The organism is Salinivibrio sp. MA427, assembly GCF_001996115.1.
Taxonomy (GTDB): domain Bacteria; phylum Pseudomonadota; class Gammaproteobacteria; order Enterobacterales; family Vibrionaceae; genus Salinivibrio; species Salinivibrio costicola.
Genome location: NZ_MUFH01000021.1, coordinates 1 through 20,020, shown reverse-complemented (window position 1 = coordinate 20,020; position 20,020 = coordinate 1). Strand labels below are relative to the sequence as shown.

At 50.5% G+C, this 20,020-nt stretch carries 17 protein-coding genes and 2 tRNA genes; 5 read left to right on the top strand and 14 right to left on the bottom strand.

Annotation, left to right across the window (positions count from 1 at the left end; genetic code table 11):
• Positions 1 to 150: 150 nt before the first annotated feature.
• Positions 151 to 1,119, bottom strand: coding sequence for a cysteine synthase A (gene cysK / locus BZG79_RS03565; protein WP_077461598.1), 969 nt, complete (start codon positions 1,117 to 1,119; stop codon positions 151 to 153).
• 116 nt (positions 1,120 to 1,235) lie between these two features.
• Positions 1,236 to 1,994 (bottom strand): sulfate transporter CysZ, encoded by a 759-nt coding sequence (cysZ, locus tag BZG79_RS03560; protein ID WP_077773735.1) that lies wholly within the window; start codon positions 1,992 to 1,994, stop codon positions 1,236 to 1,238.
• 279 nt (positions 1,995 to 2,273) lie between these two features.
• On the opposite strand from cysZ, the gene zipA reads away from it, so the two are divergent.
• The 3 genes from zipA (at position 2,274) to gltX (ending at position 6,511) form a co-directional block, all read left to right on the top strand.
• Positions 2,274 to 3,242: a cell division protein ZipA gene (zipA, locus tag BZG79_RS03555; protein ID WP_077773734.1), complete on the top strand. Its 969-nt coding sequence runs from the start codon at positions 2,274 to 2,276 to the stop codon at positions 3,240 to 3,242.
• Between the two features lie 112 nt (positions 3,243 to 3,354).
• Entirely contained in the window at positions 3,355 to 5,364 is a 2,010-nt protein-coding gene (gene ligA, locus BZG79_RS03550; protein WP_077773733.1) for an NAD-dependent DNA ligase LigA, read from the top strand.
• A gap of 106 nt (positions 5,365 to 5,470) precedes the next feature.
• Entirely contained in the window at positions 5,471 to 6,511 is a 1,041-nt protein-coding gene (gene gltX / locus BZG79_RS03545; protein ID WP_077773732.1) for a glutamate--tRNA ligase, read from the top strand.
• A 95-nt stretch (positions 6,512 to 6,606) separates the two neighbouring features.
• Here gltX and BZG79_RS03540 read toward each other — a convergent pair whose 3' ends face one another.
• A complete protein-coding gene (locus BZG79_RS03540; RefSeq protein ID WP_077647135.1) occupies positions 6,607 to 7,857 on the bottom strand; it encodes a uracil-xanthine permease family protein in 1,251 nt (416 codons plus the stop codon).
• Between the two features lie 293 nt (positions 7,858 to 8,150).
• Here BZG79_RS03540 and BZG79_RS03535 point away from each other — a divergent pair, with 293 nt between their 5' ends.
• Positions 8,151 to 9,263 (top strand): DUF2066 domain-containing protein, encoded by a 1,113-nt coding sequence (locus BZG79_RS03535; protein ID WP_077773731.1) that lies wholly within the window; start codon positions 8,151 to 8,153, stop codon positions 9,261 to 9,263.
• A gap of 46 nt (positions 9,264 to 9,309) precedes the next feature.
• On the opposite strand, the gene lnt is transcribed toward BZG79_RS03535, so the two are convergent.
• Genes lnt through miaB form a run of 5 tightly spaced genes read right to left on the bottom strand, consistent with a single transcriptional unit; the run spans position 9,310 to position 14,772 of the window.
• The gene (lnt, locus tag BZG79_RS03530) at positions 9,310 to 10,863 is read right to left on the bottom strand and encodes an apolipoprotein N-acyltransferase (RefSeq protein ID WP_077773730.1); all 1,554 of its coding nucleotides are present in this window, start codon (positions 10,861 to 10,863) and stop codon (positions 9,310 to 9,312) included.
• Positions 10,850 to 11,722 carry a CNNM family magnesium/cobalt transport protein CorC gene (gene corC / locus BZG79_RS03525; RefSeq protein ID WP_025744481.1) on the bottom strand — a complete coding sequence of 291 codons (873 nt, stop codon included), beginning with the start codon at positions 11,720 to 11,722 and terminating at the stop codon, positions 10,850 to 10,852. Before corC ends, lnt begins: the two co-directional genes overlap by 14 nt.
• A gap of 18 nt (positions 11,723 to 11,740) precedes the next feature.
• A complete protein-coding gene (ybeY, locus tag BZG79_RS03520; protein WP_077773729.1) occupies positions 11,741 to 12,211 on the bottom strand; it encodes an rRNA maturation RNase YbeY in 471 nt (156 codons plus the stop codon).
• Positions 12,208 to 13,296 (bottom strand): PhoH family protein, encoded by a 1,089-nt coding sequence (locus BZG79_RS03515; protein WP_108743224.1) that lies wholly within the window; start codon positions 13,294 to 13,296, stop codon positions 12,208 to 12,210. The genes ybeY and BZG79_RS03515 overlap by 4 nt, the downstream gene beginning before the upstream one ends.
• 51 nt (positions 13,297 to 13,347) lie before the next feature.
• Positions 13,348 to 14,772 carry a tRNA (N6-isopentenyl adenosine(37)-C2)-methylthiotransferase MiaB gene (miaB, locus tag BZG79_RS03510; protein ID WP_077773727.1) on the bottom strand — a complete coding sequence of 475 codons (1,425 nt, stop codon included), beginning with the start codon at positions 14,770 to 14,772 and terminating at the stop codon, positions 13,348 to 13,350.
• A gap of 282 nt (positions 14,773 to 15,054) precedes the next feature.
• Here miaB and BZG79_RS03505 point away from each other — a divergent pair, with 282 nt between their 5' ends.
• Entirely contained in the window at positions 15,055 to 16,215 is a 1,161-nt protein-coding gene (locus BZG79_RS03505; RefSeq protein ID WP_077773726.1) for a 2-octaprenyl-3-methyl-6-methoxy-1,4-benzoquinol hydroxylase, read from the top strand.
• A gap of 40 nt (positions 16,216 to 16,255) precedes the next feature.
• On the opposite strand, the gene BZG79_RS03500 is transcribed toward BZG79_RS03505, so the two are convergent.
• From BZG79_RS03500 to ispE, 6 genes are all read right to left on the bottom strand, one after another.
• Positions 16,256 to 16,330, bottom strand: a tRNA-Gln gene (locus BZG79_RS03500).
• A 53-nt stretch (positions 16,331 to 16,383) separates the two neighbouring features.
• Positions 16,384 to 16,460: transfer RNA gene (locus BZG79_RS03495), tRNA-Met, on the bottom strand.
• A 264-nt stretch (positions 16,461 to 16,724) separates the two neighbouring features.
• Complete coding sequence (gene ychF, locus BZG79_RS03490) at positions 16,725 to 17,732, bottom strand: redox-regulated ATPase YchF (RefSeq protein WP_077773725.1); 1,008 nt, start codon at positions 17,730 to 17,732, stop codon at positions 16,725 to 16,727.
• 24 nt (positions 17,733 to 17,756) lie between these two features.
• Positions 17,757 to 18,347, bottom strand: a complete 591-nt coding sequence (gene pth / locus BZG79_RS03485; RefSeq protein ID WP_077460058.1) for an aminoacyl-tRNA hydrolase — start codon at positions 18,345 to 18,347, stop codon at positions 17,757 to 17,759.
• Between the two features lie 174 nt (positions 18,348 to 18,521).
• Positions 18,522 to 19,469, bottom strand: a complete 948-nt coding sequence (locus BZG79_RS03480; RefSeq protein WP_025673291.1) for a ribose-phosphate pyrophosphokinase — start codon at positions 19,467 to 19,469, stop codon at positions 18,522 to 18,524.
• A gap of 32 nt (positions 19,470 to 19,501) precedes the next feature.
• Positions 19,502 to 20,020, bottom strand: a 519-nt coding sequence (gene ispE, locus BZG79_RS03475) for a 4-(cytidine 5'-diphospho)-2-C-methyl-D-erythritol kinase (protein ID WP_108743223.1), incomplete at its 5' end; no start/stop codon positions are given.

The window sequence follows — 20,020 nt, the reverse complement described above, 5'->3', positions numbered from 1 at the left end:
CCACTCACTCGCCTCAAGGGCTTTTATTTTGATGCGGAAAATAAAAATGTTGCTGTGTTTTACTAAAGCTTAATATAAAAATCAAACAAAAAAGGCCCAATTTGGGCCTTTGTTGTGAGAAGAAACCAGTTGAAGATTGCTAACCTGCTGTTACTGCTCTGTTTCCAGCTCAGTGAACATGCCAGCGAATAGTGGCGAACTGAGATAACGCTCGGCGGCACTTGGTAAAATTGTGACAATCGTCTTATTCGCAAACTCGGGGAGCTCGGCAATTTTGTTCGCGGCGACAACGGCTGCGCCTGATGAGATCCCACCTAGGATACCTTCTTCTTCCATTAAGCGGCGTGCCATGGCAATCGCTTCATCTGAGCTCACAGAAACGACCTGATCAACTAACTTAATATCCAAGTTTTTTGGAACAAAGCCGGCGCCGATGCCCTGAATTTTATGGGGGGCCGGTTGTACGTCTTGGCCAGCAATAGTTTGAGCAATCACGGGTGACTCCGCGGGCTCCACTGCGACGGTGGTAATGGCTTTCCCTTGCGTGTTTTTGATATAGCGGCTCACACCGGTCAGTGTCCCGCCGGTGCCGACACCGGCAACAAACACATCGATTTCACCGTCAGTATCTTCCCAGATCTCAGGGCCTGTGGTCTTTTCGTGAATTTCTGGGTTGGCTGGGTTGTCGAACTGCTGGAGCATAAGATATTTACCAGGCGCTTGCGCCATGATTTCCTCTGCTTTCGCAATTGCGCCTTTCATCCCTTTAGGCGCTTCGGTGAGCACCAATGTCGCGCCCATCGCTTTAAGTAGCTTACGACGCTCAAGGCTCATCGACTCTGGCATGGTAAGCGTCAATTTATACCCGCGTGCTGCGGCAACATAAGCCAGCGCAACCCCGGTATTACCACTCGTAGGTTCAATCAGCTCAATGCCTGGTTTCAGGGTGCCTTTTTTTTCCGCATCCCAGATCATGTTGGCACCGATGCGGCACTTCACACTAAAGCTTGGGTTACGTGCTTCTACTTTTGCTAACACATTCGGCTTAGCAACACGGTTTAGGCGTACCAGTGGGGTATGGCCAATTGTTTGCGTATTGTCTTCGTAAATCTTGCCCATTGTATCGTTCCTTCATGACACCGATTTAAATCACTGCTCCAAGCATATCGCTAATGCCTGTTTTTGAAAGGATCGGTTGGTTATATCTTATTGTGAGTGTGAAAGCGTAAAGGGCGCTAATTACGCCCCAACTGCTCTTTATGGCGATCGACCCACATGGCGGTTGCACCACATACTGCGGCAGGCATGACGATGAGATTCAGTAAAGGTGTCATCGTAAACAACATGACGACTGCGCCAAAGCTCAACGAGGTGCCTCGCTGTTGTTTGAGAGTATCGCGCATGGTTGGGAAAGCGACCTTATGGTTATCGAACGGGTAGTCGCAATACTGAATGGCCATCATCCAAGCGCTAAATAAAAACCAAAGCACAGGGCCTAAGGTTTGGCCAATGGCGGGGATCCAAAGCAATAACAATAATCCGAGTGCTTTGGGTATGTAATAGGTTAGCTTTTGCCACTCGCGCTTCATAACACGCGGTACATCCTTGATAAGTCCCGTGATCCCATCGTCGGGCGCGGGGGCACCGGTGAGTTTCGCTTCCAGATGCTCAGACAATAAGCCGTTGAATGGCGCCGCAATCCAGTTAGCGAGAGTACTGAATGCGTAGGAGAACACCACTAAAATCGCAATCACGACCAAAGGCCAAATCACAAACGAGAGCCAGGATAACCACTCAGGTAGCATAGCCATCCAGTGATCGAGCCATTCACTAACTTGTGAGAGTAAATAGATAAACGCCCCGCCGAGTAGCAGCACATTCACGAGGATCGGAATGATCACAAAGCGGCGTAATCCGGGTGCCATCATTAATGAAAACCCCTGAAAAAGGTAGCCCGCGCCGCTTTGAGGGCGAGGGCGTGTCGCGTTGTTCATTGTTTCTCCTTGATGGTTTACGGTGTCGACTGACGGTTTGCGGTTATAGTATGGGGGGAGCCATGGTGATGACAATGACCCCATAATGGGAAAGTTTACGGATTTGTGTGTCTCGATTCGTTAAATTCTTCCCAACTTTTGATACAGTTAACTAAGTTGACCATTAACGCATTGCGTCAGCCATCGGGCCCCGCTTATGATTCCACTAACGTTTGCAAAGCTGTCGGCGTTGTGACATAAGCTAATCAAAACGCTGAACATAGATAGATTTGAGAATCAATGATGCAGGAATTGCGCCTTGTACTGATTGTTTTGGGAGCATTAGCAATTGCAGCTTTGCTTTTGCATGGTCTCTGGACAAACAAGAAAGAAAAGACGACCAAGTTCGGCGAAAAGCCCTTGGGAAAACTGGAAGACGATAACGACGCGCAAAAGTTTGACCAAGACGGTATTGGTGCGGTGAGAGTGGTCAGCAATACTAAGCATGGCAATGAAAAGCCCGCGCGTCAGGAGCCTGCTGTCAGCTTCGGCGACAAGCCTGATGTTGATCCTCTATTTGCCGGTGACACTCAGGTGGCGTCTGACTCAGAACAAACGCTTTACCCGTCAATGTCGGCAACCGATGATGATCCTAGCTTTGTCTCTGCGTCGGTTGCTTCCAATGATGGCGACGAGACAGGAGAGACAGAAGCTGCCAATATCGCCTCCGCGCCACCAGAAGCGGAAACAATGCATACCGACGAGGCGACTCAAGCTGAGGTTGATGAGCATGAAAGCCACGAGCGTGCGTCAGAACAGTCAGAAAAAACGGCAACCCAAGCCGATGAGCCCGACGATACCGAAGTATTAGTCTTACACGTGCATGCCAATAATAATGCGGTATTTAGTGGTTTGGACTTAATTCCGACCCTTGAGCAATATGGACTGCGCTTTGGTGACATGGGGATTTATCATCGTCATTCAGACTTATCTGGCAGTGGTAAGGTTCTATTCAGCGTCGCGAATATGGTCAAGCCCGGCACCTTTGATGTGAGTCACTCAGAGAGCTTTGAAACGCCAGGGATCAGCTTTTTTATGACGCTACCTTGCTACGGTGAGCCAGAGCAAAACTTTAAATTGATGCTGCAAACGGCACAACAAATTGCGGATGAGTTGGGTGGATTGGTATTAGATGATGCCCGCTCAATGATGACACCATCACGCCTTGATGAATACCGTGAGCGAGTGAAAGCCTTCAACGCCTCGTAACGCGCTTAACACCGATTGATGATTGCTTAGACGGACAGCGGGACATGGCTCCCGCTGTTGGCGATTTATCGATATACTTGTCTGCAACTCYGCTGATACGACGAACCAAACCATGGCTTACAGTAAACAACAACTTGATGACATTAAGCATCAGCTCAACTATCACGCCTACCGTTATTACGTTGAAGACAGTCCTGAGCTGCCCGATGCCGAATACGATCGTTTGATGCAAACGTTGCTGGCCATTGAAGCTGAGCATCCTGAATGGGTGACGTCAGATTCGCCTAGCCAGCGTGTAGGCGGTGCGCCACTGAGCGCTTTTGAAACCGTTACCCATGAGCTGGCGATGTTGTCGCTTGGTAACGCGTTCAGTGATGATGAGCTCGTCGATTTTGAGCGCCGAGTCAAAGACAGACTCGGTAACACTGAACCCGTCACCTATACCTGTGAACCAAAGCTTGATGGCTTGGCTGTCAGCCTGATTTATGAAAACGGTGTATTGGTGCAGGCCGCGACGCGAGGCGATGGGACCACGGGCGAGAATATTACGCACAATGTAAAAACGATTCGCAATGTCCCACTGACCTTGCAAGCAGGGGATTGGCCTGAGCGTTTAGAAGTGCGTGGCGAAGTGTTTATGCCGAAAGCAGGTTTTGAAGCGCTTAATGAGGCAGCGTTAAAGCGTGGCGATAAAACCTTCGCTAACCCAAGGAACGCTGCGGCGGGTAGCCTGCGTCAACTTGACTCGAAAGTCGCCGCCAATCGACCGCTGAGCTTTTATGCCTATGCGGTGGGCGTGATGTCGACACCGTTCGGAGAAGGGCAGAGCGAGCGCTTAAATAGGCTTAAAAAATGGGGGCTTGCCCTGAGCCCAGAAGTAAAACAAGTATCGGGGCTTGAGGGCGTTAAAGCCTACTACCAAGATATTTTAGCCCGCCGTGATGATCTGCCCTATGAAATTGATGGGGTGGTGATCAAAGTGGACAAGATAGCCAGCCAAGAAACGCTCGGATTTGTTGCACGGGCACCACGCTGGGCGATTGCCTATAAATTTCCGGCACAAGAAGAAATCACCCGCCTCAACGATGTTGAATTTCAAGTTGGCCGCACGGGCGCTATCACACCAGTGGCGAAGCTTGAACCTGTTTTTGTCGGGGGCGTGACGGTGAGCAACGCGACCTTACATAACGGTGATGAAATAGAACGGTTAGGCGTGCACATTGGCGATACTGTGGTCATTCGCCGTGCGGGTGATGTGATCCCACAAGTGGTTGGCGTCGTGGAAAGCCGGCGTCCGGCGCAGGCGAAACCGATTGTGTTTCCCGACGCTTGCCCGGTCTGTGAGTCGGTCGTGACCCGCATTGAGGGTGAAGCGGTCGCACGCTGCACCGGCGGGCTTATTTGTCTGGCTCAGCGTAAAGAAGCGATCAAACACTTTGCCTCACGCAAGGCAATGGATATTGACGGCCTAGGCGATAAAATTGTCGAGCAGTTAATTGAAAAAGAGCTGATTGAAACGCCTGCCGATCTCTTCACTTTAACCCCAGGGCGTGTGACGCAGCTCGATCGAATGGGGCCGAAATCGGCGCAAAATTTGGTTGATGCGTTGGATAAAGCTAAAGCGACGACGTTATCACGCTTTATCTATGCGCTTGGGATCCGAGAAGTCGGTGAAGCCACCGCGCAAAATCTTGCCCTGCATTTTAAAACCTTAGGCGCTCTGCGTGCAGCGGATGAAGAAGCACTGATTGCGGTGCCTGATGTGGGCGCCATTGTCGCGGGCCATATCGTTCGCTTTTTTGCTGAGCCACATAACCAAGCGGTTTTAGATGCGCTGCTCAACACCGGCATTCACTGGCCAGCGGTGAGTGCGCCATCAGACGAACAGGCACAACCGCTGGCGGGGAAAACCATTGTGCTGACCGGTACGCTATCGCAAATGTCACGCACCGATGCCAAAACGGCGTTACAGGCACTGGGCGCGAAAGTGACCGGCAGTGTCTCGGCAAAAACCGATATGTTGATCGCCGGTGAAGCGGCTGGCTCTAAACTGACGAAAGCACAAGATCTTGGCGTAACAGTCCTCGACGAAGACGCGATGATCGCCTTAATCAACCAGTAGTTTACATGGCCATGTGCAGCCTCTGCACATGGCCTGATTGTGGAATTTACCTGGACTGGTAAACTAACCGTTACTCATCATTCTCAGCACTGGGATAGGGATCCTAATGACTATCAAAACCCGCTTTGCCCCCAGCCCAACCGGCTTTTTGCACGTGGGCGGTGCACGTACCGCACTGTATTCTTGGTTAGCAGCACGCAGCCAAGGCGGTCAATTTGTCTTGCGAATTGAAGATACTGATATCGAACGTTCAACCCAAGAAGCGGTTGATGCTATTTTAACCGGCATGGAATGGTTAGGTCTTGATTGGGATGAAGGGCCGTACTACCAAACCAAGCGCTTTGATCGTTATAACGAATTAGTCGATCAGTTGCTGGCCGAAGACAAAGCCTACAAGTGTTATGCGCCCAAAGATCTTTTGGACACCATTCGTGAAGAGCAAAAAGCGAATGGCTTAAAGGCACGTTACGATGCTAATCACCCCAAAGTGGTTGAAGCAAACAGCCAAGCCAAGGCGGATGACCCGCATGTGATCCGTTTCCGCAACCCGAAAGAGGGTAAGGTTGTTTTTGACGACAAAATTCGTGGTCGTATTGAGATTGCCAACAGCGAGCTTGACGATCTGATTATTCGTCGAACGGATGGCAGCCCAACTTACAACTTCTGCGTCGTCGTGGATGATTGGGACATGGGGATCACCCAAGTTCATCTTGATCAACAACAGATTGACGCTAGCCAAGGCCCAGCCTTGACAGACGTTATTGGATTGGTTGGCGAGCGCTGCAACACCTTGGTGGAATTAGCCGCACAAAGCCGTTACTTCTACCAAGACTTTGATGAAATAGACGCGACCGCTGCGAAAAAACATTTGCGTCCCGTCGCTTTAGAGCCGTTGCAAGTGGCAAAAGGCAAGATTGAAGCGCTGGATGATTGGACGGTTGATGCCCTGAAAGCGGTGATTGCCGATACGTGTGCAGAGCTAGACGTTGGTATGGGTAAAGTCGGCATGCCATTGCGTGTTGCAGTCACGGGTGGCGGTCAATCCCCATCTGTTGATGCGGTGATGCACCTGATTGGTAAAGATCGGGTAGTTGCTCGCATCGACCAAGCGATCAAGCTGGTTGAAGCGCGCGCAGCACAAAGCTAAATCCGGTTATCTTGAAGACTAAGTACGTTAGTCTGATGACAAAAGATAAGGGCGCTGAATGTCAGCGCCCTTTTTAATGGATGAAGGTTGGGGGATTAGTGCTTTTCTTCTTCCATTTGCGCACTGTCAACAATATGGTTTTCGCCCATTTGGCGCGGTAGTACCAAGTTAAGCACAATCGCTACCACACCACACAGGCTAATACCTTGCAGGCTAAAATCGCCAATGCCAAACGCCATGCCGCCGATACCAAATACCAAGGTGACACCAACAATGGCAAGGTTACGCGAATCATGTAGGTCGACTTGATTACGAATCAAGGTATTGAGCCCGACGGTCGCAATAGAGCCAAACAGCAAGATCATAATCCCGCCCATCACTGGTAAAGGAATGGTAAGCAGCATTGCCCCGAGCTTACCCACAAAGGCGAGTACGATGGCAGTGACCGCCGCATAGGTCATGATTTTGGGGTTAAACGCTTTGGTCAGCATTACCGCGCCCGTCACTTCACTATACGTGGTATTAGGTGGCGCGCCGAACAGTGAAGCGGCAATGGTTGCGGCACCATCACCGGCCATCGTGCGGTGTAGGCCTGGCTTTTTCAGATAGTCTTTACGGGTGACATTAGAAATGGCCAGCATATCGCCTACGTGCTCAACGGCAGGCGCGATGGCGACAGGGATCATAAATAAGATGGCATTGATGTTAAACTCTGGGAGGGTAAAAGCAGGCATCATCAACCAGCTCGCATTCGCAACTTGAGTAAAGTCAACAATACCAACGACGAGGCTGGCAACATAGCCCACCACAATCCCTGCCATAATCGGGACTAATTTGAAAAAGCCTTTCGCAAAGACACTCACTGCAATGGTCGTGAGCAATGACAGCAAAGAGATCCAGATAGCCATGTCCCCCGCAATTAACTGCTCACTCCCATCGCCGGTTTTACCGAGTGCCATATTCACGGCGGTGGGAGCCAACCCAAGGCCGATAACCATAATCACAGGGCCAACTACAACCGGTGGCAGGAGCTTGTGAATAATATCCACGCCTTTAATCCGAATGATGGCGCCCATCAATAAATAGATCACACCGGCTGCCATGAGGCCACCCATGGTGGCGGGAATACCAAAATTGTTGACGCCGTACAAAATGGGAGCAATAAAAGCGAAGGAAGAGGCAAGGAAGATAGGGACAGAGCGGCGGGTGATGACTTGGAATATCAGGGTACCGATCCCGGCCCCAAAGAGTGCGACGTTCGGGTCGAGCCCGGTTAACAGTGGCACTAACACCAAGGCACCAAATGCGACGAACAGCATTTGTGCCCCTTGTAAAACTTGCAACATAATCTCACCTCCAAAAAAAATCGCGCAATGCTAGCACAAAGCATTTATGTGATCCCTATCATGTTTTTAAATGTGAGATCGGTACCAAATAAATGATGTAACGCATTTCATTTTAATCCATATGCAAACATAGTCAGCCTCATGATCGCTTGCTCGCCTTGATGGCATCGAATCAATGCTGTTTGCGGGTGGTGCGACCCCCTTTGTCCTCTCTTTTTTACAATTGAGGATTGCTGAACCTAGCGCTATCCGCTTATGATCGCTGGACGCCCATTTATCCATGTGGAAAAACTATGAATCGATTTTTGTTGGCCCTTATTGCCTGTGTTTGGTTGCCAAGTGCGATGGCAAGCCCCCTTTATCATGCCAGTATCCCGCTGGATAATGGCGCGCAAACCTCACAACAAGCGGCAAAAAAACAAGCGCTGATCGCGGTACTGACTAAAGTTTCGGGACAACGCGAGGTATCGGATAATCCTGCGGTCGAGCAAGCGCAGCAAGACGTTGATGGTTTCATCTCTCAGCTCGGATATGGAGAAAGCAAGGATCAATCTGATGGTGCCGCACAACGCACACTCGAAGTCGGCTTTGATAGTCAAAAAATTCGCGCCGTGCTGCGCCAGGCAGGGTTGCCCTTATGGGGGAGTCCTCGCCCAGCGGTATTAGTGTGGCTTGTCGATGACCGTGATGGCGACCGGCAAATTATTTGGGAGCAAAGTGGGCGTCCTGTGATTGACCAACTACATGATGCAGCGGCCATACGCGGCCTGCCGGTGTTAATTCCGGTGGGTGACTTTGATGATTTGATGGCGATCTCTAGCAGTGATCTGTGGGGCGGCTTTATTGATCCTGTTGAGCAAGCCAGTCAGCGCTACCAGCCCGATGGCATTGTGATCGGAAAGTTGACTGAGCAAGGGATCCGTTGGCAATTCTTCCCCGATACCAGTGACATGCAATCAGATCAAACTCGCGGGCAAGCCAATAATGCCCAAGCCATGATTGATACTATTGCTGATTACTACGCCGAGCAAACTGGTGTAGTACTCGATAACGATGATGAGCGTGCATCGCTTCAAATTGCCATTGCAGGCATGGATAACGGCGATGACTATGTCGATCTTGAGCGCACATTAGCGGGGTTAAATGCGCTACAGCAGGTGCACTTAGCAGAATTAAACGATGATACCCTGATATTCGATGTACGTTTAGCGGCCTCTCAACAAGCACTAATCAACGAGCTCACCGCCAATCGACATGTTCGCTTGATGACGCCTCAAGAGCGTGAGGCACGTACGATGGCACCCGCTGAAGAGCAAGATAGCACAATTGCTACCCCAGCACTGACGGATAGCCGCGATGCCGATTCAACCGACAATCAACGCCTGTGGTTTGTGTGGACGTCTTAATCTGACCTGAAAAGCAATAGTCAAATATAAAGGCTAGCGACGACCGCTAGCCTTTTTGTGGATAAATAGTACGACGCCAAGCAATCAGGCTCACCAGGCCACTGATAACAATCCACACCCAAAGCGGTCCGTTTCCCCATTGACGATAGGGTGTCAGCCCCTGTGTTTGAGTAATTTGTGTGGTTAAAACTTGCGTCTCAAATTGTGGCAATGAGGCGTCAATCTGGCCGCGTTCATCGACTAAAGCCGTCACCCCGTTATTGGTGGCTCGGATCACGGGTAATCCGAACTCGAGCGCGCGCATACGCGCAATTTCTAGATGTTGCCAAGGCCCAATAGAGCGGCCAAACCAGGCGTCATTCGAGAGGGTAATAATGGCGTCGCTACTGGCGGTGAGGTTTTCACGGATTTGCGCGGGAAACGCAATTTCATAACACAGGGCGGTAATGTATTCCCAGCCGTTCGCAGGCAAAGCCGGTTGAATCGCTTCGCCTGGGGAAAATGACGACATGGGCAGATTAAAAATCGGCGCCAAAGGACGAAGCAGTGACTCAAACGGCACAAACTCGCCAAAGGGGAGTAAGTGATGTTTGCTGTACTGGGCGGGTGCTGGATACTGATAGCGCGGCGTTTTTGCACCGAGCGCGAGCACATTATTAAAATAGGTGCCATCCTCACGCTGATCGAGCGCCCCCGTGATCACCGTGGTTTGATTGTGCTTGCCCGCTTGGTCCAGCTGCGAAAAAAAGCGGGGGAGATCTCGCTCTAATGCGGGAATGGCGGCTTCTGGCCAAATCACCACGTCACTGTCCCAATGTTGACGGGTTAAATCCAGATACTTCATCAAGGTTGGCCAGCGTTGGTCGGCGCGCCACTTGAGTGCTTGAGGGACGTTGCCTTGGATCAGTGAGACCGTTTGCTGCTGATCGGTTTTGGTTGTCCACTTGACCGACCCGAGCCCTTCACTGACGGCAAAAAACCCTATGATAGCGATCATACCGAAGAGGCGAGCACGCCCCTGCCATTGCCCCCAATGGGGGGTCACTAAGGCGGCTAAGCCCGCAAGCGACACCAAGACGAGCGTGATCCCTTGTACACCCAGTACCGGGGCGATACTCGCAAACGGGCTGTCTATTTGGCTATAACCTGGCCATAACCAGGGAAAACCGGTAAATACCCAGCCTCTTAGCCAATCAACCACTAACCACAAGGCAGGTGCCAGCATCGTCCATTTTATGCCCGCTTGCTTGATGGGTGACTTATGTATCAGCCAGCCGAATAGCGCGGGGTAAAGCGATAAATAGACGATAAGCAGTGCCATCAAAAACAGGCCTGCGATCACAGGCATCCCGCCAAAATGGTCAATACTGACATACACCCAGCTTACCCCAGTTGTAAACTGGCCGAGCCCCCAGCTAAAACCTATCCAAGCCGCACGTTTGGGCGAGGAAGCAACTTGCAGAAGAAGTAACAAGCCCCAGAGCGCGACCAACATAAAGGGCCAATAGGAAAAAGGGGAAAAGGCGAGGGTGGCGAGCGCACCAAAAAGGGCAGCCAATAATGGCTGCCCCAATGGGCGTAAACGGTTAGGCGTTTTCACTGTTCGATTCGCTACTGTCTGGAATGGTGACTTGTAGCTGAATGATACGACGACTATCAGCGGCCGTCACTTTAAAATGGTAGTCACCAATGTCGACTTCTTCACCACGATCAGGAAGATGACCAAAACTGGTCATAACCAACCCACCGATAGTGTCTACCACGTCATCTTGGAACTGGGCGCCAAAATGCTCGTTAAAGTCTTCTAAGGTGGTCAGTGCTTTCATCGAGAAGGTATGGCGACTGAGTTGGCGAATCTCTTGCTCTTCCTCATCGTCATACTCGTCTTCGATCTCGCCTACAATTTCTTCGAGAATATCTTCAATGGTGACAACACCCGATACCCCGCCGAATTCATCGATGACGATCGCCATGTGGTAGCGTTCTTCTTGGAACTCTTTAAGTAGACGGTCAACTCGCTTACTCTCTGGTACCACCACAACAGGGCGTAAGACCTTTTCGATGTCGAAATCTTCAGCATCGGGGCGCAGATAGCGCAACAAATCTTTCGCAAGCAAGATGCCTTCAACATGGTCTTTGTCATCACTGATCACAGGATAACGTGAGTGTTGGGCATCAATAATAATATTAATGATCGCTTCCAATGACTGCGATCGTTCAACGATTACCATCTGCGAACGGGGTATCATGATATCTCTCACACGCATGTCAGAGATTTGCATCACACCTTCCAGCATATCCCGGGTGTCCTGATCGATCAGGGCGTTTTGCTCTGAGTCGCGAAATACGTCCACCAGTTCTTGTCTGTCTTTTGGATCAGCTTGGAAAAACTGACCCAGCCGTTCGAAGAAGGTCTTCCTACTCGGACCGTCTGCGTTTTGCGAATTATCGTCGTTCATTCAATTTCATTCAGTTAGTTAACGCTCAATGAAGTCATTCGCATAAGGGTCACTGACCCCCATGGTTGCCAGGATCTTTCGTTCCAAGGCTTCCATTTGCTCGGCTTCATCATCCTCAATATGGTCGTAGCCCAATAAGTGTAAGCTACCATGGACGACCATATGTGCCCAGTGATCCATCAGCGTTTTGCCTTGCTGCTGTGCCTCTTGCTCAACAACTTGGCGACATACCACCAGATCACCGAGTAAATCTATGTCTACCCCAGGAGGTGCTTCAAAGGGGAAAGATAACACATTCGTCGGTTTATCTTTGCCACGATAGTCGCGATTTAAGCTATGGCTCTCACCTTCATCCACAATCCGGATCGTCACTTCCGCTTGAGGCTTGGCTTCGCGTATTGCATGTTCAAACCAAGCTTGAAGCTGGTCATCATTGGGCAGCCCCTGTTCGTCATCACAGGCGACCTGCACATCGACGTAATAGCTCATGATGGGTCCTGTGGTGGGATAGAGGTTGGTTGCACCGCGACTTGCTGTGCTTCACGCGCTTCTCGGCGACGTGCTTCAGCCTCTTTGCGTGCCTTGGCATCTTCTGCTTCCCACTTATCATAGGCCTGAACAATACGGGTAACCACTTGGTGGCGCACCACATCGTCGGCTTGGAAGAAGTGAAAGCTAATTTCATTCACGTCAGACAGCACTTCAATCGCATGGCGTAGCCCTGAGCGGGCATTGCGCGGTAAATCGACTTGGGTAACGTCACCGGTGATGACGGCCCGTGAATTAAAGCCAATCCGAGTCAGGAACATTTTCATCTGCTCGACCGTGGTGTTTTGGCTTTCATCTAAGATGATAAAAGCATCATTCAAGGTTCGGCCACGCATATAAGCCAGCGGCGCTACCTCGATCACATTACGATCAATCAGTTTTTCGACCCGCTCGAAACCGAGCATTTCAAACAAGGCATCGTACAAAGGGCGCAGATAAGGATCGACCTTCTGGCTGAGATCGCCAGGTAAAAAGCCTAACTTTTCACCCGCCTCAACCGCTGGACGTGTTAACAAAATCCGACGAATCTCTTGGCGTTCCAGCGCGTCTACCGCGGCTGCGACGGCGAGGTAGGTTTTACCTGTGCCCGCCGGACCAATGCCAAAAGTAATGTCATGATTGACCATATTAGCGATGTATTGCGCCTGATTTGGCGTGCGCGGTTTGATCACCCCTTTTTTGGTCTTGATGTTAATCTCTTTACCGTAAGGGATGCTCGATTCGGTGTTCTGTTCTAACACGCCAGACTCTTTGATCGCCAAATGAATGGCTTCGGGCTCAATGTCGGGCGAACTGCCACGCACGGGGGCCGTATCCACATACAGCCGCTTTAAGATGTCGATGGCGGCGTTGGCGGTGTGAGGTTTGCCCATCACCGTAAAGGCATTATGGCGGTGGCTAATTTCAACACCCAAGCGGCGCTCTAGTTGTTTGATATTATCGTCAAACGGGCCACATAAGTTGGCAAGACGGGTGTTGTCGGCAGGTTCTAATGTAAGGTCAAGAGAGATGATTTTAGACAAGATTATCCTCGCTTTCGGCGCCGGTCACCCGACGCCGTTGAATTGATGAACGCGTTATGGCGTGTATACACCAACACCAAGCTCGTTTTCGTTGCGCGTCTTCGCCATGATTTCGGTTGGCGAGACGGCGACACGCAAGTCCATATCTTTTTCGGTACGAACCAGCTCACCGCGGAGCGAGTTTGGCATCACTTCAGTAATTTTTACGTCAACAAATTGGCCAATCAAATCGACAGAGCCTTCAAAGTTGACCACTCGGTTATTCTCAGTACGGCCGCGCAGCTCCATAAGATTCTTACGCGATGGCCCTTCGACTAAGATACGTTGTTCGGTTTCTAGCATCATACGTGAATAGCGCATCGCTTGGCTGTTCACTTGCTGCTGCAAACGGTACAGGCGTTCTTTTTTCACTTGCTCTGGTGTGTCGTCAGGCATATCTGCCGCTGGCGTCCCTGGGCGAGGTGAATACACAAAGCTGAAGCTCATATCAAAGTCGATATCGGTAATCAGCTTCATGGTCGCTTCAAAGTCTTGCTCGGTTTCTCCCGGGAAGCCGACGATAAAGTCTGAGCTGATGGTGATATCGGGACGTGCCTGACGCAACTTACGGATCTTGGATTTGTACTCAATCGCCGTGTGCGGGCGTTTCATCATGGTCAAGATTCGATCAGAGCCACTTTGTACCGGCAAGTGCAAAAAGCTCACCACTTCTGGCGTATCACGATACACCTCAATGATATCATCGGTAAACTCAACCGGATGACTGGTGGTGTAGCGAATGCGATCAATACCATCGATAGCGGCGACATAGCGCAGTAAGTCAGCAAAGGTACAGATGTCGCTATCATGGGTCTCACCGCGATAGGCATTCACATTCTGGCCTAGCAGGTTTACCTCACGCACACCTTGCTCGGCAAGCTGGGCAATTTCGAACAGCACATCGTCGAGCGGACGGCTCACTTCTTCGCCGCGCGTATACGGCACAACACAGAACGTGCAGTATTTCGAGCAGCCTTCCATAATGGAGACAAACGCTGTCGCGCCATCGGCACGCGGCTCAGGCAGACTGTCAAACTTCTCAATTTCTGGGAAGGTAATGTCCATCACTGTGCCGCTATCGCCACGTGATTGTTTTATCATTTCAGGCAGGCGATGTAGCGTTTGGGGGCCAAAAATGACGTCCACATAAGGCGCACGCTCGCGGATGTGATCGCCTTCTTGGGTTGCCACACAACCACCAACGCCGATCACCAGCTCTGGATTCTTGTCTTTGAGTGTTTTCCAACGCCCCAGTTGGTGGAATACCTTTTCTTGTGCTTTTTCACGAATTGAACAGGTATTGAGGAGGAGAACATCTGCGTCTTCTGGTTGTTCGGTCAGCTCATAGCCACCGGCAGAATTTAGCAGATCTGCCATCTTGGATGAGTCATACTCATTCATTTGGCAACCCCAGGTTTTGATCAGCAGTTTCTTAGCCATGTAACTTCACGCTCATTATTAATCTTATGGTCGACATTACCCTTTCAAGCTGTATGGTTTTTAATCAGTCAATCAGCTTGGCAAGCCGCGTATTGTACTGCTTTCCTATATCGCTGACCAGATCACAGGCTGGGAGAAATCGTGTCAATCTGGATAAGTGATTGAGCCGACGCCGCAAAACGAGATCGGAAAAGCGAATTTGCCCCCACTTTGATCGGATTGATATCGAATTCTCGTTTACCTTCAGTAGAATGCTGGCATTAACGGGACAAAGAGACAGTCATGAATCAATTTGAAATTATTATTGTCGGCGGTGGCATGGTCGGTGCCGCTGCCGCATTAGGACTTGCCCGCCAAGGTCGGCAGGTGGCATTGATAGAACGCCAAGAACCGGATCCTTTCCATGCGTCACAACCGATGGATTTACGGGTGTCTGCGATATCTCATGCGTCTGTCAGTTTGCTTCAAGACTTAGGCGCATGGGCCGACATTGAAGCCATGCGAGTCTGTCCCTATCGACGATTAGAAACCTGGGAAGCAGAAGACAGCCGTGTGTGTTTCAGTGCCGACCAACTCGAATTACCACAGTTAGGATATATGGTCGAGAACCGCTTGATTCAACTCGGCTTGTGGCAACAGTTTGCTCGTTTTGACAATTTGCACCTTGTCTCACCGGCCTCGATCACGGGTATGACGCAGGCGGGCGGTCTGCATCAACTCCAATTAGACAGTGGCGAAACACTAGAAGCGCCCTGGTTGATTGGTGCCGACGGTGCCCACTCGAAAGTGCGAGATTACGCGCAAATCGGTCTTACCAGCTGGGATTATCGTCAGCATTGCATGTTAATTCATGTCGAAACGGCCGCGCCCCAACAAGATATTACCTGGCAGCAATTCTTTCCCTCAGGGCCGCGGTCATTACTGCCATTGTGCGGCAACAATGCTTCATTAGTGTGGTATGACAGCCCGGCGCGAGTTCAACAGTTGTGTCAGCTCAATGCTGAGCAGCTTGAAGCCGAGATAGTGAGCCATTTCCCACCACAAGTGGGTGATGTCACCCCCATCAACTGGGGCGCGTTTCCGCTAACGCGTCGTCATGCCCAGCAATACCATCGTAACGGCGTAGTAGTCATGGGAGATGCCGCCCACACCATTAACCCGCTCGCGGGGCAAGGGGTGAACTTAGGCTTCAAAGACGTGAGCGCGTTGCTGGATGCCTGTGCCGATGCAGGCGCACTATGGCAAGCAGAGTCAACGTTAGCGGCGTACGAAAAAGCACGCCGTACGGATAACATGATGATGCAAACCGGGATGGATGTGTTTTATGCCGCGTTTAGTAACCGAATCACGCCTTTAAAACTGGCACGTAATGCGGTGTTTAAACTGGCTGAACACAGCGGCCCGGTGAAAAAACATGTATTGAAGTATGCGTTAGGCTTGTAGATAAACGCAAAAAAGCCCACATGATGTGGGCTTTTTAATATGGCTGGGGTACCAGGATTCGAACCTGGGAATGACGAGATCAAAACCCGTTGCCTTACCGCTTGGCGATACCCCAGTAGGTGTTACCTAATCCGGCCATTTAAACATCATGCCGAATTATAAAATTAATGGTGGCTACGACGGGATTCGAACCTGTGACCCCATCATTATGAGTGATGTGCTCTAACCAACTGAGCTACGTAGCCACTCTGTCAGGCATAGTGCCTTAAGACGCTGCGAATTATGCGGATCTGGGCGAAAGTCGTCAAGGTCTCGTTATTGTTTTTTTTGTGATTTTGCATTCATTGGCTGCAATAATCGCCATTTTGAACAATTTAACGGCAAAGCCTACCGAGTAGGTGGCGGAGAACGTTGAATGATGAGAATAAAAAAACCAGCCCGGAGGCTGGTCTAAATATCAATAGGATGGGGTCTCGACAACGCACCCTAAAGCATAACGTATGTGCGTATTAAACGTTGAAACGGAAGTGAATCACATCGCCATCTTTAACGATATATTCTTTCCCTTCTAAGCGCCATTTACCGGCATCTTTGGCGCCGTTTTCACCATTGTTAGCGATATAATCATCATAGCCAACCACTTCGGCGCGGATAAAGCCTTTTTCAAAGTCGGTGTGGATTTTACCCGCTGCTTGTGGCGCGGTTGAGCCAATCGGCACTGTCCAAGCACGTACTTCTTTGACACCTGCGGTAAAATAGGTGTGCAGAGTGAGTAGCTCGTAACCGGCGCGAATCACGCGGTTTAGGCCAGGCTCTTCAAGGCCCATCTCATCTAAGAACGCGGCCGCTTCTTCGGCATCTAGCTCGGCAATCTCGCCTTCGATTTCCGCACACACGGCCACCACGGTTGCGTCTTCTTTAGCGGCAATTTCACGCACTTTGTCGAGGTACGGGTTGTTTTCAAAACCATCATCATTAACGTTGGCAATGTACATGGTCGGCTTAAGCGTCAAAAAGTTAAGGTATTGTACTGCTGCGGCTTCTTCTTTGCTCAGTTCGACCGAGCGCAACATCTTGCCTTCTTCTAGGACGGGGAGCAGTTTTTCAAGCACTGTGAGCTCAAATTTGGCATCTTTATCGCCACCTTTGGCTTTTTTGGCGTTGCGCTGCATCGCACGCTCACAGCTTTCAAGATCAGCCAGCGCAAGCTCGGTGTTAATCACGTCGATATCATCAGCCGGATCCACTTTACCAGCCACGTGAACGATATTGTCATTCTCAAAGCAACGTACCACATGACCAATCGCATCGGTTTCACGGATGTTCGCTAGGAACTTGTTCCCTAAACCTTCACCGCGCGATGCGCCGGGTAGATCAGGGACAGGGACCACGCCCGTATTGGGTTCAATCGTACAAAATGGAAAGTTAGCCGCATCAATGCCGGCCTTGGTCAGTGCATTAAACAGAGTGGATTTGCCTACGTTTGGTAGACCCACGATGCCACATTTAAAACCCATGAGATGGTAACCCTTTAATCAAAATTACTGTGCTTTGAAGGTATGTAGACGATTTTGCGCCTTGGCGAGATCATCTTTGAGCAGGATCTCGAGGCTGCGTACTGCCTCGTCAGTGGCCTGCTCTAGCAGGCTCTGCTCATTAGCGGGGGCTTTGGTAAGCACGTATCCCGCTACCTTATCCTTGTGACCCGGATGACCGATGCCTATCCGAAGCCGATAAAACGATTTGTCATTTGCAAGTTTGCTAATGGTATCACGCAGGCCATTATGGCCACCGTGTCCACCACCTTGCTTAAACTTGGCCACACCGGGTGGTAAGTCTAGCTCGTCATGCGCCACCATGATGGCGTCGACGGGAATATTGTAAAAGTTGGCCATGGCTTGCACCGCTTTACCCGACAAGTTCATGTACGTGGTCGGGATCAACACACGGAGATCGTGTCCATGTACATTGATACGGCCGGTTAAGCCGAAGAACTTTTTCTCTTCTTTTAGCGGCACGTTGTGAATACGTGCTAGCTCCTGAACGACCCAAGCACCGGCATTATGGCGCGTTTGGCTGTATTCAGGGCCTGGATTGGCCAATCCCACTAGTAAGCGGATTTGATTACTCACGACGTTTCTCGCTATCTATCTACTTATCGTAGCCGGTGAGCATCGAGCCCACGCAAAAAGGCGCCATATCCTACCATTGATATGGCTAAAGGATCGAGTCAGCCATTCAAAATGGGCAATAAAAAAACACCCTGCACAAGGGCAGGGTGTTTCTTGTCGGTCTATGACAATGCGTTAAGAATTAAACATTGCAGAGATCGACTCTTCATTACTGATACGGCGAATCGCTTCTGCCAGCATGCCCGACAGTGTCAATTGAGACACACGCCCGGTTGCTTGAATTTCGGCGCTCAATGGTGTGGAGTCAGTGACCACAATTTCATCAATGACGGACTCAGCGATATTCTTCGCTGCATCTCCCGAGAATACCGGATGCGTTGCATAGGCGAATACACGCTTAGCGCCACGGTTCTTCAGGGCTTCGGCGGCTTTACACAGGGTGCCACCGGTATCAATCATGTCATCAACAATGATGCAGTCACGGCCTTCAACGTCGCCAATCAAGTGCATGACTTGCGACACGTTAGCACGCGGACGGCGCTTATCAATGATGGCAATGTCGGTGTCATCCAATAGTTTGGCCGTCGCACGCGCTCGCACAACCCCGCCAATATCAGGAGAAACGACCACTGGGTCTTCTAAATTTTTCGCCAGCATGTCTTCAAGCAGCACAGGGGTACCGAAGATATTATCAACAGGGACGTCGAAAAAGCCTTGGATTTGTTCTGCGTGGAGGTCCACAGTGAGTACGCGGTCAACGCCAACGTTAGAAAGGAAATCTGCAATAACTTTTGCGGTGATAGGAACACGGGAGGAGCGTACGCGGCGGTCTTGACGGGCATAACCAAAGTAGGGGATAACTGCGGTTATGCGGCCAGCCGACGCACGTCGGAACGCATCTATCATCACGACCAATTCCATTAAGTTGTCATTGGTCGGTGCACAGGTAGATTGGATGACGAACACGTCACTACCGCGCACGTTCTCGTTAATCTGAACACACACTTCACCGTCAGAAAAACGGCCAACAGTGGCGTCACCCAGTGACATGTAAAGACGGTTTGCGATACGTTGGGCGAGAACGGGTGTCGCGTTACCAGCGAACAGCTTCATATCAGGCACGGTGGAAACCTCGGGTTGCATCCATTTAATAGTCACTGGCTCACAGTGTGTTGCTGTCGTGCATCGAGTTGTTGTAGCGCATCGAGTAGGGGCGATCGGTTCAACCCTCGTGCAACAAACCCTGTCAGCCAGTTAGGCATAGTGTCGAGTGTGTTCTGGGCATCATGTGCGGTGTCAAACTCGGCAAACACGCACGCGCCTGTCCCAGTCATCCTAGACGGCGCATATTCTAGCAGCCACGAAACAGCCTTATCAACCTCGGGGAATTGTTTACGGGCTATCTTTTCGCAATCGTTTTCGTGTTTTTGTGTCATTAGCTCAGAAACTGTGCGCTTTGGCGTACTTCTTTGCAAGTCTGGATGAGTAAAAATTGCAGCGGTGGAAATAGACACGTCAGGCTTAACCACCAAGTAATATTTCTCATCAGGGCATACAGACGTCAATTTTTCGCCAACGCCTTCCGCCAACGCCGCATGACCGTGAATGAAAATAGGCACGTCAGCCCCCAAGCCTAGGCCAATGTTTGCCAGTGTAGTCTGGCTCACCTGGGT

Excerpts from the sequence above, each read along its gene's own strand:
- BZG79_RS03540 (WP_077647135.1), bottom strand. The coding sequence starts at position 7,857 with ATGTTGCAAGTTTTACAAGGGGCACAAATGCTGTTCGTCGCATTTGGT.
- BZG79_RS03535 (WP_077773731.1), top strand. The coding sequence starts at position 8,151 with ATGAATCGATTTTTGTTGGCCCTTATTGCCTGTGTTTGGTTGCCAAGT.
- miaB (WP_077773727.1), bottom strand. The coding sequence starts at position 14,772 with ATGGCTAAGAAACTGCTGATCAAAACCTGGGGTTGCCAAATGAATGAG.
- cysZ (WP_077773735.1), bottom strand. The coding sequence starts at position 1,994 with ATGAACAACGCGACACGCCCTCGCCCTCAAAGCGGCGCGGGCTACCTT.
- corC (WP_025744481.1), bottom strand. The coding sequence starts at position 11,722 with ATGAACGACGATAATTCGCAAAACGCAGACGGTCCGAGTAGGAAGACC.
- BZG79_RS03505 (WP_077773726.1), top strand. The coding sequence starts at position 15,055 with ATGAATCAATTTGAAATTATTATTGTCGGCGGTGGCATGGTCGGTGCC.
- ybeY (WP_077773729.1), bottom strand. The coding sequence starts at position 12,211 with ATGAGCTATTACGTCGATGTGCAGGTCGCCTGTGATGACGAACAGGGG.
- ychF (WP_077773725.1), bottom strand. The coding sequence starts at position 17,732 with ATGGGTTTTAAATGTGGCATCGTGGGTCTACCAAACGTAGGCAAATCC.
- zipA (WP_077773734.1), top strand. The coding sequence starts at position 2,274 with ATGATGCAGGAATTGCGCCTTGTACTGATTGTTTTGGGAGCATTAGCA.
- cysK (WP_077461598.1), bottom strand. The coding sequence starts at position 1,119 with ATGGGCAAGATTTACGAAGACAATACGCAAACAATTGGCCATACCCCA.
- gltX (WP_077773732.1), top strand. The coding sequence starts at position 5,471 with ATGACTATCAAAACCCGCTTTGCCCCCAGCCCAACCGGCTTTTTGCAC.
- ligA (WP_077773733.1), top strand. The coding sequence starts at position 3,355 with ATGGCTTACAGTAAACAACAACTTGATGACATTAAGCATCAGCTCAAC.